At 43.5% G+C, this 15,091-nt stretch carries 20 protein-coding genes; 1 reads left to right on the top strand and 19 read right to left on the bottom strand.

Going from position 1 to position 15,091, the window contains the following annotated elements; translation table 11 throughout:
* Window positions 1–256: 256 nt before the first annotated feature.
* Complete coding sequence (locus DO88_RS02215; protein ID WP_033040810.1) at window positions 257–925, top strand: hypothetical protein; 669 nt, start codon at window positions 257–259, stop codon at window positions 923–925.
* Between the two features lie 63 nt (window positions 926–988).
* Here DO88_RS02215 and DO88_RS02220 read toward each other — a convergent pair whose 3' ends face one another.
* The 19 genes from DO88_RS02220 to DO88_RS02305 form a co-directional block, all read right to left on the bottom strand.
* Window positions 989–1,942 carry a hypothetical protein gene (locus tag DO88_RS02220; RefSeq protein ID WP_033040809.1) on the bottom strand — a complete coding sequence of 318 codons (954 nt, stop codon included), beginning with the start codon at window positions 1,940–1,942 and terminating at the stop codon, window positions 989–991.
* A complete protein-coding gene (locus tag DO88_RS02225; protein WP_033040808.1) occupies window positions 1,915–2,619 on the bottom strand; it encodes a hypothetical protein in 705 nt (234 codons plus the stop codon). Before DO88_RS02225 ends, DO88_RS02220 begins: the two co-directional genes overlap by 28 nt.
* Window positions 2,616–3,101 carry a baseplate complex protein gene (locus tag DO88_RS02230; protein ID WP_033040806.1) on the bottom strand — a complete coding sequence of 162 codons (486 nt, stop codon included), beginning with the start codon at window positions 3,099–3,101 and terminating at the stop codon, window positions 2,616–2,618. The genes DO88_RS02225 and DO88_RS02230 overlap by 4 nt, the downstream gene beginning before the upstream one ends.
* Window positions 3,098–3,727 (bottom strand): hypothetical protein, encoded by a 630-nt coding sequence (locus DO88_RS02235; protein ID WP_033040805.1) that lies wholly within the window; start codon window positions 3,725–3,727, stop codon window positions 3,098–3,100. The genes DO88_RS02230 and DO88_RS02235 overlap by 4 nt, the downstream gene beginning before the upstream one ends.
* Complete coding sequence (locus DO88_RS02240; RefSeq protein WP_033040804.1) at window positions 3,720–3,995, bottom strand: hypothetical protein; 276 nt, start codon at window positions 3,993–3,995, stop codon at window positions 3,720–3,722. Before DO88_RS02240 ends, DO88_RS02235 begins: the two co-directional genes overlap by 8 nt.
* 72 nt (window positions 3,996–4,067) lie before the next feature.
* A complete protein-coding gene (locus DO88_RS02245) occupies window positions 4,068–5,318 on the bottom strand; it encodes an SUMF1/EgtB/PvdO family nonheme iron enzyme (RefSeq protein ID WP_033040803.1) in 1,251 nt (416 codons plus the stop codon).
* The gene (locus DO88_RS02250; RefSeq protein WP_033040802.1) at window positions 5,318–5,893 is read right to left on the bottom strand and encodes a phage tail-collar fiber domain-containing protein; all 576 of its coding nucleotides are present in this window, start codon (window positions 5,891–5,893) and stop codon (window positions 5,318–5,320) included. The genes DO88_RS02245 and DO88_RS02250 overlap by 1 nt, the downstream gene beginning before the upstream one ends.
* The gene (locus DO88_RS02255) at window positions 5,890–6,693 is read right to left on the bottom strand and encodes a hypothetical protein (RefSeq protein WP_033040800.1); all 804 of its coding nucleotides are present in this window, start codon (window positions 6,691–6,693) and stop codon (window positions 5,890–5,892) included. Before DO88_RS02255 ends, DO88_RS02250 begins: the two co-directional genes overlap by 4 nt.
* Window positions 6,686–7,834, bottom strand: a complete 1,149-nt coding sequence (locus tag DO88_RS02260) for a baseplate J/gp47 family protein (protein WP_033040799.1) — start codon at window positions 7,832–7,834, stop codon at window positions 6,686–6,688. The genes DO88_RS02255 and DO88_RS02260 overlap by 8 nt, the downstream gene beginning before the upstream one ends.
* Entirely contained in the window at window positions 7,824–8,153 is a 330-nt protein-coding gene (locus DO88_RS02265) for a DUF2590 family protein (RefSeq protein ID WP_033040797.1), read from the bottom strand. Before DO88_RS02265 ends, DO88_RS02260 begins: the two co-directional genes overlap by 11 nt.
* On the bottom strand, window positions 8,153–10,825 hold the full coding sequence (locus DO88_RS02270; protein ID WP_033040794.1) for a phage tail tape measure protein: 2,673 nt from the start codon (window positions 10,823–10,825) through the stop codon (window positions 8,153–8,155). Before DO88_RS02270 ends, DO88_RS02265 begins: the two co-directional genes overlap by 1 nt.
* Window positions 10,826–10,828: 3 nt before the next feature.
* Window positions 10,829–10,972, bottom strand: a complete 144-nt coding sequence (locus DO88_RS19285; RefSeq protein WP_425273081.1) for a DUF6890 family protein — start codon at window positions 10,970–10,972, stop codon at window positions 10,829–10,831.
* A gap of 23 nt (window positions 10,973–10,995) precedes the next feature.
* On the bottom strand, window positions 10,996–11,283 hold the full coding sequence (locus DO88_RS02275; protein ID WP_007378140.1) for a putative phage tail assembly chaperone: 288 nt from the start codon (window positions 11,281–11,283) through the stop codon (window positions 10,996–10,998).
* Complete coding sequence (locus DO88_RS02280; RefSeq protein WP_008135628.1) at window positions 11,273–11,905, bottom strand: hypothetical protein; 633 nt, start codon at window positions 11,903–11,905, stop codon at window positions 11,273–11,275. The genes DO88_RS02275 and DO88_RS02280 overlap by 11 nt, the downstream gene beginning before the upstream one ends.
* The gene (locus tag DO88_RS02285; protein ID WP_033040793.1) at window positions 11,905–12,354 is read right to left on the bottom strand and encodes a phage protein; all 450 of its coding nucleotides are present in this window, start codon (window positions 12,352–12,354) and stop codon (window positions 11,905–11,907) included. The genes DO88_RS02280 and DO88_RS02285 overlap by 1 nt, the downstream gene beginning before the upstream one ends.
* Before the next feature lie 10 nt (window positions 12,355–12,364).
* Window positions 12,365–13,465: a DUF2586 domain-containing protein gene (locus tag DO88_RS02290; RefSeq protein WP_024609307.1), complete on the bottom strand. Its 1,101-nt coding sequence runs from the start codon at window positions 13,463–13,465 to the stop codon at window positions 12,365–12,367.
* 21 nt (window positions 13,466–13,486) lie between these two features.
* The gene (locus DO88_RS02295; RefSeq protein ID WP_007378144.1) at window positions 13,487–14,119 is read right to left on the bottom strand and encodes a phage virion morphogenesis protein; all 633 of its coding nucleotides are present in this window, start codon (window positions 14,117–14,119) and stop codon (window positions 13,487–13,489) included.
* Window positions 14,112–14,585, bottom strand: a complete 474-nt coding sequence (locus tag DO88_RS02300; RefSeq protein WP_007378145.1) for a phage tail protein — start codon at window positions 14,583–14,585, stop codon at window positions 14,112–14,114. The genes DO88_RS02295 and DO88_RS02300 overlap by 8 nt, the downstream gene beginning before the upstream one ends.
* Window positions 14,582–15,019: a head completion/stabilization protein gene (locus DO88_RS02305; protein ID WP_007378146.1), complete on the bottom strand. Its 438-nt coding sequence runs from the start codon at window positions 15,017–15,019 to the stop codon at window positions 14,582–14,584. The genes DO88_RS02300 and DO88_RS02305 overlap by 4 nt, the downstream gene beginning before the upstream one ends.
* Between the last annotated feature and the right edge of the window lie 72 nt (window positions 15,020–15,091).

Raw genomic sequence — 15,091 nt, 5'->3', positions numbered from 1 at the left:
ACAATCTATTGGCACGACTATACGAAAAAAAACTTAAACACCTAATATTAAAAGGTATATTAATTACTAAAAATAAGTTTATACACATTTTTATACACACCTTGTAATCAATAGTAAAACTTCATTACAAAGAAGCTACCACCGAGACTTACATCAAAGATTTGATGAATGAGATTCCTAAAAATAATTTTATAAACAATAACTTGTACCCAACTAAAAAAACAATGATAAAGGTACACTAAAAAAGGAAAGAGCAATGATAAAGTATAAAGTAAATGTGGATAATCAAGAATTTAACGTAACATTGAAGAGTAATAATTCAGATAAAGTAAAACGTCAAAGAGCACAGCTTGAGTCAATTGGACGTTTTTTAAAAAAGCACCCTACTTTATTCCTTACAATAGTGAGTGGATATATATCGATAAGCGGCTTAGCTACACTCTGGATGATTTTTAATAAGGAGAACATAAACCTTTTTGATTACGCCTCAATTTCTGATTTTTTCTTTGGTTTTTTTGCAATAAACCTTGGGCCATTAACTGTGTTAGCAGCTATTGTATTTATCACTATAGCTACGGTTTCCTACTACCATCAACATTGGGTAATGTATTGGCCTATAGTTGTTAGTTATTTAGTATTTGCTCCTATTACAGCACCTTATTTCTTGTACGAATCATATACACAGTGTCCTTCAAAATTTGATAAATACGATGTTGAATACCGGATGCCAGGACTTACACCAGAACCAAACATCACATTAATAGCTAGCCTGTCTAATTATAAAATATTCAAAAAAGGGTATACTAATTATGATACTCCTAGTGCGGATTGTTATATTCCGAAGTCTACTGAAAAAGGTAGAACAAGCGTGATAGCAATAAATGATGGGGCAATAGCCTCAATGAAATTTCACCCAAAGTTCTAGCGGTTCTGTTACTTTTAAAACTAAGTAATCTGTCAACTATTTGAGATTTTTATTATTAACTTACTACTCTACTATTGGCTTTAATATACTTTTCAAATCACTTGCTGTTGATTTGTGGCCTGTAAATTCGCCTTGTGTAATTGGTGGCCCTGCTCCCTGATCTTTATGGCCGTGGGTTTCTAAACTTTGATTTATGTCTTTTACTAGGCTTATTAAATCAAGGAGAACTTGAGCCACGTTTACTGAGCTGTCACCCAACCAAACTGTTTTTCCTTCGACCTTTGCCAATTCGGTTGCTTTGGCGTGTAGGGTTTTGAGTGTGGTTAGGTTCATGTTTTCGGCGGCTTCAATATCTACCTGTTTTTTACTGCCAAGTAATAGCCCTTCTAAAGCTACAATTAAGGCTTTTTCACCTACTACTGTTTTCAGGGCGCCCATGACTTCGGTTATTTGGTTGCCGTCTATTTTTAATGTGTCGTGCGTGGCTATATTGGTATTGCGTTCATGATGATTTTCTAAACAGTTGCGCGATTTTCTTTTTGTGGTATCGCTGGTTTGGGTTATATCGCCATCAGTTGTGGTGTGCCAGTTGCCGTCGCGGCCTTGTATTTTGCTGCGGCTGTTTTGCTGTAGCGTAACATCGGTGCGTTTGTGCTCTGGCACTAAACTTTGCCATGGTAATAAACTGGTGATGACGGGATGGCTGTTTAGGCCATCGATGTATTGTATTAAACACTGCATGCCTGGCATAGGTTCGTTCAAAAAACCATGATCGGATGCTTGCCCTGTGCCGAGTGTTACTTGCTCAAATACAGGCACGAGTAATGGCTCATTTGTGAGCGGGTTTAATAGCTGTACGTCGGCCGCTTTTAGTGGTCTAAATGCGGTGCTGATTGCTGCGGCGCCACTTGGTAGGTCGTATATTTTTTCGATACGTGCAAGTTGCGGCAGGTGTTTACGCTCGCTTAACTCTGGAAAGTAGCGCTGTATTAGGCGTTTAATGGCTTGTTTGACCATCGTATGTGCATCCTGTTATTGATTAAAGTTACTTCGGTAATATGACGCCCGTTTAGCTTTATGCCTGGTCTTAATTTTGGAATGGCGATCAACTCACCGGTAGTTGAGCTTTGGGCTGTTATTGTATGCTCTGGAAAATCGTTTATTGCTGCAAGCGGCCAGCGGGAGTCGTGCCAACTACCGACAAATATTTTGCCATCGGGGCGTTGTTGAAATATAAAATCACTAATGCCCCATGCTTTGCTTATTTGCTTTAGCGCTTCAATACCTGTGCCGCTATGGTAAAACGCGGGTATCGTTTTATTTAAATAGCTGGCGTTTTCAGGTGTCACAAATTCAACACCGAGCTTTGCCAATTCATCAAGCACCGCTTTGATTGTTGCATGGCGAACTGCAAGGGGGGCAGTGAAACTTAATGCGCCGAGTAATTCGCGACAAGTTAAATACCAACGGCCGTTTGCCTGGTGTTTTGATTCGATAACGCCGAGAAAATACGGGACCATATTATCTAGTGTGTAACCTAAATGCAGTTCGACTAATCCGCTTGGCACTTCCTCTGTCACTATTTCAAACTTTGCACGACCAGTGCTGGCTATATCAAGTTGTACGCTTTTAGTAACGACGCTCGTTACTGGTTTACCCCCAATTGTTAGCGTATCAGATAGGCGAGTACTCATGGCCCCTCCACCGCTGCAAATTTACTTTGTACATCGTTATTTGAAGTGACCGCTTGCGACTGTGCATTTTGGTTTGCTGTACCGTCTAGCTGTTGTTGCTCACGCTCTGATACGGACTGTACTTCAATAAGTTTAAAGGTGATTTGCCACGCGCGCTTTTCTTCAAGTTCTACTGCCTTTACCTCGCCATCAAATTTGGCTTTACGTATTTTATAAGCCTCTGCCAATGCATTATTAATTGTGTAAATAATACGGGCGCCGTTTTCATCAAGTGCTTTCGCTTTGCTAATAAGCAATGCTAAAGCCCCCTCTTCATTAAGCGGTATTTTAGTGCTCACAGTTAATATGCCAGGCTTAACACCTTGATCGCTAATGAGCGCAAAACTTCCCATGCCTGACATATCGCCGCCGGCTAATTTAATACCAGCATTGACCCGCGTTTCATATCCGGGGATATTCCAGCCATCTAACGATATGCTCATAACACCTCTTTAATATGATTAAGCTCGCTTGGTTCGCCAACAAATAAACACATCGCCCAATAGTTATGCTCATTGCCTTTGCTAGCAACTGAGTCAGCTAGCTGCTTTGCTGTGCCGGCTGTTATTAATTGCATATCGACCCCGCTACTTTGAGCAGTAAATTGCGCCTGATTTAGTCGCTCGTCGCGTGCTGTTTTTAGCTCAACGGTTTGAGTCAATGCATCGTCAATGGTGTTTATTAATTGCTTGCCACTGTCGTTTACAGTAGCAATTTCGTCCGCTATTTGTTGCTCACGTATTGGCGTTAAGTTTTGCAATGTGTTTATTTGCCATTCGATACTTTGGCCGTCATAGGTTACGAGCTGAGTTTGCTCTAGTGCACTTTGACTTTGGCCGTATTGAGCACAGCTAATAAACTCAGGTATTGGGCAATATTCGTTTATCATGCTGAGCTTGCTAGCCAGTGCGGCAGGGTCATTTGCGCTAACAGATAAGAGCAGCGCGCTATATTGTGCTGGCTTATCTGTGCGTGAGCCGTCTTTTATTGCCGATGCAAGTAACTGCGCGCCCATTTGCATTGAGCAAGGGGCGGCTGTTTGGTGATAACAAAGCGCAACGTTATGCATTTTCAGGCAATGGGTAACGGGCTTTTATTTCAGCTACTTTATCTTGCCACTTTTGATGTGACTCAGCTGTGCTATCAAATTGTGACTCCATAAATAACGGATCAGATTCTGCTTTGTATGCAGCTTGGCGTTTTGCTGTATTTTGGCTCAGTTCATAGTGCTGCTGATTTAAAACCGATTCGATTTGCTCTGCATCCATGCCTAAGTTTTGCATGTACACACCCGTTGTATTGCTGTGGCTTACGCCTTTATATATGTATGAAAACATAGTTGTTCCTTTTAATATTTTGATAAGCGCGATATAAAATCGCGCATGCGCGAGTTCAATTTTAATAATCAATTACGCAAAGAAAGCGGGACGAAAACCGATGCTACTAATAGCCGATGTCCGCGCATTACTCAAACCAAGAGCCCCTAGCCCTGCACCGGAACCATTGAGCCAAAGTCCACCACGTAATGGAAATCTATTACCGTAGTTTCTACAATAGATTGCCCCCGATACTGTTGTAGTTGATTCTGATTCAATCAATAACCTGCGTAAAACCTCCGCTTTTTGATAAGTCTCTGATTTTATAATTGCGGCAAAGTGGCTATTGTCTAGGTATGGATTATTACTATTATCATCGCCTAGCGGGCCATTTCTGTTTGTGATTCGGCTATTTAATATTGGAGAGCCTGCATTAACAGTACCTCCCGTGTTATCTACAGGTGAATCAAAATAAGCTGCATGCCTAATCCAATTCTCTTCTACAATTTCTGGGTTGTTATCTAACGTAGTGATCACTTGGCCTTCACTTAGCATCATTTGATCTAGCCACTCCCACACGTTACCTACTAGGTCTTGAATGCCCCACTCTGTGTGGTCGTGCGACCATGTTGCTGGGCCTTTACCTGTGTCAGTTCTGGCAAGTCCTGATGTATCTCCGGGTAAACCATTATCTGACCGACGAGCTGTTTCTAATTTGTTTTCATGGCTTCGGCCATAATTTGTGTTACCGCGCGGCACAGTGTCGTTAGCTAGTGACCATAGCGCGATTGCTGCCCATTCATGGATGCTCATCATATGCCAGCCTTCACCTTTGTTGTTACACAGTGCTTTTGCTACATCATAATTAACTGATGTACGTGGTTGCACACCACCAATTACGCTACAGCCGCCATTGGCGCCTGATGATGCTAGGTATTTTGCAATTAGCACTTCTCCCATTTGCTCGCCGTTGCGTTGGAACATGGTTGGCGTGCCTGTGCCTAGCATTAAGTCAACGCCCAAACGATCAAGAATGGCTTGGTTAATGTCTTCGTAGTTAAAACGCGGGATACGCACCATTACATTTGGGTTTCCCTGATCATCAATTACTATAGTGTTACGCCCACCTGATGCATCTTCAATTGCTTTTCGATAGCCGGCTGATGCAACGATTGCTAGCTCTGCTGAATTTTCAGCTACTTGCTTGTCTAACTCGTTTTTTTTACCTGCGTAATCGCTGGCTAGTTGCGCTGTTTTATTATCGATTTCTGCAGCTTTGCTTTCTATCGCCGTGACTACGCGGTCTGCCGCGCTTACAATTTCATTTATTTGGTCAATACTCATCATAGTTCCTTAGTAAATACGGTAAAATCTGACATCAAGAAAAAATTACGCAACGTGCGGTACATGTTGTTTACCTGCGCGGTTGCTGTTGTGGTTGACAATGCGTTTAGCGCATCAATTTGTGGGCTGTAATCGAACATCCAAGACTGTGCGGGAATGGTGATCCGCGCTAATGCCGCAGCAGCTGCAAACTTCAATACAAACGAGCGGTTATGTACATTGTTTACGCCCTGGCGCTTGCGTTGTAATGGCAAGTAATCAATCGCTAGCAAAGTACCGTCTTCTGTTACTAACCCAATCCAGTTGTAGTCGAAGTCGCCTATCTCTTGCTCTAACACAACAGCCCAAGCAACCGTGTTTGAGTCAACATAACCAGACACATCAATATTGCGACGGTGCACAATTTGTAAATTACTGGGCATTTTTTCGTTTGGGTTGCGCTCTGCGCTTTCATTTAAATTAGGAATGTTTGCTAACACTAATTCTTTAACATCGAGCCCTGAGTTTTGCAGCGCGCGGGTTGTGATGTAACTTTTGCCGGCGTTGGTCATAATGCCGGTGATCGCTTGGGTCATAATGGCTCCTTGGCGATACTTACACCGCCCTCTTTACTTAAAAATCCATAGTGATGATGTGCGGCAATTACATGCTGTACATCGGTGGTGATTGCTTGGTGGTCTGTATTACTAACAAGGTTGTCGCACCCTAAAAATTGATACAGCTGCTCGAATGGCAATACGTGTTTTACATCGTGCGTAACTGCATACAGTGGCGCTTCGCAGCTTTCATTTTGCAAATTAGTAAAACCATAACTGTATTGTTGCTGTGCTTTATTTTGTGCCGCTAAATGCAGTGGGTGATCAATATGGCAGCTATCCCACTGCACATGCGTTAATCCTAAGCTCAGTGATACATCAGCTTTGTTATGCACGGTTAATTCGTAGCGTCGGCATGTACGGCCGTAGAGCTGTATTAGCTCAGGGAGTAAATCTGTATTACCTGCAAGCGTTGAGTCAGACATATCAATTGCAATAATGTCCCAATCCCGCCCATCGATGCGCTCACGCACGTTAAGTACTTCTAGCCCTAAGCGGTCGAAAATACTTCTTACGGATGCCATTTCGCCAGCGTCAATAGTATTAACCAATGCATGCTGTACACGCTTGCGGTATAGCTCGATTGGCTCATCATCTAAGCGGTTTGTTAAGCGCTCCCATGCCAGAAACCCTAATACAGGCTCTTCATTTTTTAACTCGTCTTTTTGGTTCACTGCCCACATAACATAGTCGCGCGATTGCTCCCAGTAGCCTGTGGCCGCTTTTACAAGTTTTTCGGCGTAGCCTTTGTTTAACCAAGTGGCGATTTCGTTAGCCATTTGCCACCTCGTTAACGGTTAATGATGTAAGTACCGGTAACCAGTTGGCGGCGGTTATGTCGTCAATATCAAACTTGATTGATTGCAGTTCACTAAATTGTTCATGACACTGTGTTATTAGTTGGCTAATACTGAACACAGTTTGATGCGTTACGCGTGTGGGTGCATACGCTGCATTTTGACGAAATGCGGCTTGTATAAACGTGGTTAAGTCGTCTTGAATAGCGTGGCTGTTGTCATGTAACTTATAGGTTGCGGTGATATCAAACCCGTTGGTTGCCATAGCGTAAACCATAAAGTCATCCCCTAAACCATGGTGGCCTGCGGTACGAATATGTTGGTTAATAGCACTCAATAGTGCTGTTGGTACAGGGCCAACATCTAAGTAAATATACGCATTAGCCGTGCCTGGTCCACGTGGTGCATTGGTTAGTATTTCAATGTTATCTATTGGTACAGCAAAGCTAGCAATAATTTGTTTGTAAACAGCATTGATATGCCAGCGGGAAGCAGTACCAAATACGTTACGAATGCGTAGGCGATAATGCTCAGTGTCTTCATCATCAGAGCCTGGCTTAATTAACCAATCATCGTTGTTGGTTACGGTGATCCCTTCTTGTTGCTCAGTAAAGTATCGGTAAGCCTCTGCGGGTAAGTTATAAGCTGCACCGGTTTCATAGGCTTCAGCCAATGCATACGCAGTGCGTTGCCCTTGTTGAAAATACACATCCTGTAAAAGTATAAGCTTATACACTTTATCGCCTAGCACATCGGTTACCACTGCGGTTCCTGCCACAATGGAACTTTCGCCCTCGTCGCTTTCGCGTGTAAACGTTAATAATCCCTGTGCTTTTACGCCCGCTTGAATAAACACATTACGTGCAGGGCCATGGCGTTCAATCAGTGCAACTCGGCTTGCTGTCATAATGAATAAGTCAGGCATTAGCTGCGTTGCTAGCCAATTAAACAGCTGCACGACTGGCTTTGTTAGCAACGCTTCAACGGTTCGCCAAAATGGGCCAAAGGGTGAATTGTTGGCAACTTGTATGTTTTGCTCTTTTAACTGTGCTTGCCACTGCGCTTGCGCTGTTTGCTCATCCATTGGCAAACCTGCATTTTGCATTAGGGTTTTAAAATCCACTTTGTAGGCTCCCGTATTGGCGCGTTTGCGCGGTGATACTTAATGTGCCGTCGTCATTTCGGTACACTTTTATAGTGCCAGGCTTAATCCGATTGTCTTGCTCGGTTAGTAATTCGAGCTCGGTTAAAATGGGCGCAATGCCGTTTTTATTGCGCAGGCCAATCAGCTTTATGAGTAAACCGCTTTCTAAAATTCGATGCTTTATATCTTGCGCCACCACATTCGATTTACTTAATGTACTGGGTGTCAGCGAGTCATTAAGTACAAAATCATTATCCTCAACGGCTAAATCTATGTGCAGTGCAATATCAAAGTTCATCAGCTTGCTAGCTCCATCATTTGTTCAAAGCTTTGCGCTAAGTCGTCAGATTTAATCGTTAAGTTGTCTATGTGCACACGCTTGCTGTTATCGCTCTCGCTTGAACTGCTCTGGCTGGTGCTGCTCGTTAGGCTTTGTAAAAACGCTGATTTTTGTACTTTGGCTTTATAGCTATTCGTGTGTTGTTGCTCAGTATTTAACGGCTCAACGCTGTACGCGTTCGCTGTGTTAGTAATTGCCTGATCTGTTTTGACCATTGGCAATCGTTGTAATGGCGCTGCACCTTGATTAAAGCGGGCGAGTTGTTCATATTTTTGACTATAAACAGGTGAATTAGCCGCGTTAGTAAAATGATTAGCTGTGCGTGTATTGCCATTTCCTATCGCTGATTGTGTTACGAACTGTGTTGATTGTGCATTGTGGCCAACATCGTTATGTGTAGCTGGGCTGCTTTGTAATACTGAGTTAGTAGCGCTGTTATTGATGTTGCCCGTTGTTGAATAAGCAGCATCGTTTGCAGTCATGGTTACTGCACTGGTTTGTGCCAAAACCTTATTTGTTTGGTTTGTAGCAATACTATTTTGTAATACTGGGTTAACTACACTATGCGTTGTTGCGCTAGCAAAAAAAGCAGCATCGTTTGCTGAAGCATTGTTATTAATAGCGGTGTTTACAGGCGCGGTATTGGTTAATCTATTCGCCACAGTTGAACTTACATAGCGGTTATTTAATGTGTTCGTTTGTGCCAACGCGCTATTTGTTTGCTCAATGACATTACTGCTTTGCAATGTTGAGTTAATAGCATTGTTAGTTTGACCTTTGTTTAACTGCGTTCGATTCAAATACGTAACATCATTCACCGCACCATAGTTAGTGCTGGCTTTATTGCCTGGTACTTGGGCGGCTTTGTTGATCACAGCTTGGCCGTAGTCGCGGCTGAACGCTTGATCTGCATTTTGCATGACTAAATTGCTAGGCTGAGCACGGTTAATGTTTTCGTGTGTTGAGGTCGCTTCTGTTTTTATTTTTGCCTCGGTATCGTCAAGCAGGCCGAGCTTTTCGAGCACCCATTTTACGCTATCAATCACCCCATTAAAGGCCGCTTTCACACTATCAAACACCGCCATTAATACTTTTCCCCATGCGGTATTTTGAAACGCAGCCACTAAGTCATCCCAGTAATAGATAAGCGCACCAACCGCCGCGATGAGCGCAATAACACCCGCTACTACCCACGTAATTGGGTTTGCCCAAAGCGCTGCATTAAACAACCATGTAGCCGCTTGGCCTGCGAGCATAACTGCTTTAAATGTACCCATGGCAATGGCCGCCGCGCCCATCGTTGTAATGAGTGATAAAAAACCCAATACACGTAACGCAATAAGTGCGCCTTGCCATAATTTAGTTATCACTGTTAAACCCATTGTGAGCGCACCACTTGTTATCAGCGCCATTTTGTAAAGGCCCATCATGAACATGACCACTCCATAAATAGAGATAAGCGCCACAATGCCCACTACAAGTGTTGCAATCACACTGGATAAAATCGGAAAGCGCTCAGTTAACGAAACGATATAAGCAAAGCCGGCGGCGAGCATTTCAACGAACGGCTCAACCACAGGTAACAAACGCTGGCCTAGTGCTATGGATGCAGCATTAAATGATCCACTTAATTTGTTCCATGGCGTTCTCATATCGTCTGCCATTTTTGCAACGTTTGCCATACCGCTTACGCTGCCTAAGTCTTGAACCTGATTGTTTAGCCCATCAATATCAGTTATTAATAGTTTAATTAATGATGATGCTTCAGCTGATCCGAACGCGGTTGCTATTGCATCAATGTCCGCTTGCTTAGTTAATCCTTTTGTTTTTTCATTTATTTTTTGAAGTATATCTACCATCGGTAATAGCTTGCCCGAGCTATCTGTAAAATCTAAATCGAGTGCTTTTTGAGCTTTACCTGCTCCAGCTTCAAATGCTTTATATTTTGTTGCTGATTCACTACCACTCATAGTCGATTGCAAACGCCCCATTACTGCGATTTGTTCTGCCAGTGGCGCAGACGATGAGGCTCCCAAAGCACTGAACGCGGAAGCCATTTCTTTACCGTCAGTTTTATAATCAGTTACTGCCTTAGCGGTAATGCCTGCTATATCTTCCGCCCACTTTACTTTGCCCATTTTGTCGGCTGTTGATTTAAATACGCCGTACATCGTTCCCATGTAGTCGGTCACTGTTGCGGCATCAGCTTTAGTGGCTTTGGCTAAGGTGTTTGATATTTCGGTAACTTTTGATAGTTCGTCGCCTGTAATTCCTGACATTGCTGATTGAATGTCGTAGGCACTGCGAACAAAGTCGGATGCGTTGCCGCCAAAGTTAGCGGTAAACTCTAATGAAGTTTTGTTTAATTTTTGTAATGATTCGTCAACTACGCCAAGCGACTTCACTTCACCTAATGCGGCGGCCTGATCTATTGCTGGCGCAAGCGAACGGGCAAGCGCATAACCACCTGCTACGGCTGTGGCTGCGCCGCGCATCATTTGATCTTGTGCGGCGGCGGTTTGCTGGCTCAGCTGATTAATTTTAGCCATCACTTTATTAACCGGACCCGTCACCTTATCGATGATCCCGATTGAATAAGTAAGCTTGTCTAATTTGCTGAGTGTTGCCATTAATTACTCGCCGCCTAATGCTGTGCAAATGCCGTTATTTACGGCTGTTACAAAGTTTTCTTGCTGTGATGTTTCAAGGTAAAGCGCCTGTGCCAAGCTCTCATCAGTTACTGGTTGGTTGCCAAAATACTTAGCGTGGTATGCCAGTAACTGATCGAGCCTGCTTTTGCCTATTTGCTTGGCTCGGCTTTCGATTTTTTTACCGTAAAATTAAACTCGGGTTGGTATTCTTCAACAATGGCACCCACTAAAAACAACGCGGCACCCGGTTGCTGTACCAGCTCTTTGAGCTTTTTAGCGTCGGCTTCAACCACTGTGTTTAATAAAAAGTTAGTTGCCGGCTGCACCTTGTTATTTGGCTGAGTCGAGTTAATGTATTTGTTGTAGTCGGCGCCATTTACATTAAATGTGATTTCGCCAACGGGGGTTTCTAATGTGATTTTTTTCTCAAACGCCATGATCAATACTCTCTTTAATATCTGCTTGTTCTAGCAGTGTGTAGGTAAAATAAGGGCCGTACTTGGCTGCTGATTGCTCGCACAAAGCAATAAATTCATCAAAGTCATTGGGATTTGCAAACACCTGACAACCGGCAGACCATTTATCAACTTGGGTTGATGTGGTTTTGCTGTTTGCACGGTGGCAATTAATACCAAAGTAACCTTGTTGTAGCTCTGCTTGGGGTGTGACGTCCGTGTCTAACTCGGTGTCTTTGTTGTTGTCACGTAGAACAACAACCGGTTTATGCTGTACAAGGGCGCGATACTTGCCCTGGTGATAACCCAACGTCCATAAGCTTTTATGCTGCCCTGCAACTAGCACCGCTGTGCCGTCTATGTTCATTGGGTTTTTACGCCAGTAAATACCGGCATCTGTTGTGGCTTTATACTGCTTTAACTGCCATTCGCTGTTTTGCTGATACAACACACAAATTGCATCGTTAAACGTGTTGGCACGGGTGTTTGTATGGCGAATGCCTATAATGTTTAGGTTTAATTCACCCTCAAATACTTTATGCCCACATGCTTGCAGGGTGCTTAGTAATGTTGTGGCAGTTAGTGTGCGAATGGCTTTAGTCATTACAAATCTCTCACTTCATCGTCAGTTAGGTATGGCACACCGTTAATTTTGACAAAATCAGGGCTAGTAATCGGACACTTGATTGATGTGGTGTCTTCTTCGCCACCATCGGCTTTAATGTTTAAAATTTCGTCCAGCTGCGGCAGGCAACCAAACGCTTCAACGTTCTTTTTACCTGCAGCTACTTCTGCATTAAACGCAATATCAAACGGTTCAATACCTTTCCAACTGCCTGCTTTTTCAGCTTGCGATTGCACGATTAACCAATTTTCATGATCAAGCTTTAGTGTTACTTCGCCTTCAACATCGCCATCAATAAAGCCCTTTGGAATACCGCGCACTTTTTTAACGGTGCGCCCATCAGTAATTTTGCAAGTCGCTTCCATAACATGAACCATCGAATCACCAATGAAGATATCGAAGTCTTTACCGCCTAGTACTTTTTGCATGTTTGCGCTCCTACTCTGCGTTATCTAACATGATCCCAACAATGATGGTGTTGGGTGAATCGATTGGTTTAACTTTAAGTACGACTTGTAAGGTGGTCGCATTCATAAACGTTAGGTTGATACTGTCGTCTTTTGGTGCGCGAATTAAACCAGGGAACTTATCGGCACCAATATTGATAGAGCGTGCCATGTCGCGCAGCGGTTTACCCATAATGCGTTTACCAAATTCAATCCCGGTGCTGCTGTTGTTTAAGCGACGATTTTTAACGTTTTGAATTCCAATAATGCGCACAGCACGTGCAGCCATATCAACAATGCGGCCAATTTCAATTTTTTGAAAATCACCGCCTTCAGCGTCCAGCATGTTTACATCGCCAAAATACGTACCATCAAAATCAGCATAAAACTGTGTACAACTAAAACGCAGCGCATCAAGTGCCGCCGTGGTTGAGTTGGTTAAGGGGTTGCCGGCGGCATCTTCTGGGTGTGGCATCAATGACATTGCACCCGTAAGCACACGCATTGGGCTATCAGCAATAGTGACTGCGCTTTTACATAAACGCCCTGTTACTGCACCTAGTTCGTCACCGAATAAAAGCGGGATAACAGCCACACGATCGCCTACTACGCCATCGGTTAACGGTTGTAATGAAGTCACTAAATCAGGCCAACTTTGCTCAGCCGTTAAGCCAGGTGCTGCAAGTAAAAAGCGAACACGACGAGCAAGGCTCGATAAAATTTCAAGCGCTTTGGCTTGGTAGCTTTCAATGTCGGCTTTGCCTGTAACTGGCGTACAAATAACAATAATTTCAGGGCTAACATCCTGATCCATTGCTTTATCAATAAGGGCCATTACGTTATCGCCTGCGCCATGCGGGATGGCATAACCACTCACTAAGTCATCACCGTTGCGTTGCCATGCTTTTACTTGTGTTTTTAGTGGGGAGTCGGCGGCGCCGAACTCAACATCAAAATCACTTTGTGCATTAATAGATAAAATTTTGCCGTTGTTCTCACTCGCTTGACCGATAAACAACACACTGCGTTCAATCTGTTTCGTAGCGCCACTGCCTGTTTGTATGGCGGCAACGGTTACTTTACCTTGTGCCATGATCGTTCCTTTTGCTTTGCGCTACGCAACGTGCATAGCCTGGTTTAAAATAAAATTCATTTGCTGCTTTTCTTCGCCCTGCGTTTGCCCTAAAAATGAGCGGGCCGGCAAGTCAATTTGCCATGTACTCTTACTTGAGCTGCCCTTTAAATCGCGAAGTAAAAACCCTGCTTGGTTAATGCTTAAATTCTCTGTTATCCATTTAATACTTGGGCGTTTACTGCCCTTGCCTTTACGACGCGGTATTTTGTAACCCTCGGCTATTAATGCCCTGGCTAAATTTCGCGTGGCTGGCCTTTCTTTATTTTGAGCCGCTTTACCTTTTGGCTTGCCTGCATCTAGGCTTATGCCCTCTTGGTGGGCACGGGCTATTTTTCCACTGTTGCCCCCTGAAAAATAAACACTGGCGTCGTTTGCACTGTGGCGAACCTTCATAAACTTTTTAAGCTTGGTGAGCATTTTCTTTTTTTTACCACTTGCTCTGCCTTGCCATGTTTTGCCTGCTAAATCTGTTTGCTTGGTGATCCGCTCTTTACTGCTTTTATTCGTTGTTCGAATAACACGACGTAATATATTGCGCCGCTTATTAGGCTTGAGCTGTAAAAACGCTAATTGTTCTTTGCTGCGCCCTTCGTCAAATTTAACGTTAAGCACGGCTTACAGTGCCTTGCAGTAAAAATGATTCAGCAACCCATAGGCTTTGCTCGCCAAAGTCGTAACGGTTACCGTTTAACTCAAAAGGGCCGTTGTCTGTTTGTATTAGTTCTATGTCTTCACACAGCTGGTTAATAGTCAGCTCGACTTCATTGCTGTTGTCGTCGTTTACATCGGCGCTAAATTCAATGTCGGTGCTGTCATAACGCCCGCCGTTGTTTTGCAACCAAAACGATGCAAAGGCACAAATTAACGCAGCCGGCGCAAAGCATGGATTAATGCTGATCACACCTGAGTAATAAAACCTCGCTGCCAATAACCCGTTACCATTCATTGTTTTACTACTTGGCTCTATGCGCCCGCCTTCTATCCAGCTATCAAACTGGGTATTAAGCGCCAACTTATGGCCTTGGTACTCAACACTCACTAAATGCTGTTTAAGCTTTTCAATTTTGCTTTGGCTCATAACAGCTCTACCGATAAATTAGGGCTTAGTGCTTGCAGTAAGCGCATAGCGTTTATGCTTTCGCGTTGCCAGTGTTCAAAGTTATCAATGGCTGATTGCGACTGTGCTGTTGCGTTTTCACGGTGTGTACTGCCAAGCTTAGATACCAATAAATTAGCTTTGGCTTTGCTATACACTGCATCGTTATAAAAAATTATTTGTTGTGCGTTTAATGGTGTGCCGTTAGTAAGCACAGCGCTTACTAGTTCTTGGTTTACCTCGGTCTGTGCACGCTTTAGCTTTTCAACAAGCAGCTCACTTTTACTGGCGTATTCTTGGGCAACGGCGTAGTGCTCTATAAAATAAGCCGTGCTTAATGTCGGGTAATAGCCATTGCCTGGCACATCAACATTAATGCTTTGTAAATCTGCTTGTGGCATACCGCTTAAATTCATATTGCACCTGTAAAAACACACACATTAAATTGGGTGCGGGCGCCACTTAGTCACACTGGCGACATAATTAAT

This window comes from Pseudoalteromonas sp. S3431, from assembly GCF_000690035.1.
Lineage (GTDB): Bacteria > Pseudomonadota > Gammaproteobacteria > Enterobacterales > Alteromonadaceae > Pseudoalteromonas > Pseudoalteromonas fuliginea.
This window is presented reverse-complemented; position numbering and strand designations above follow the sequence as displayed.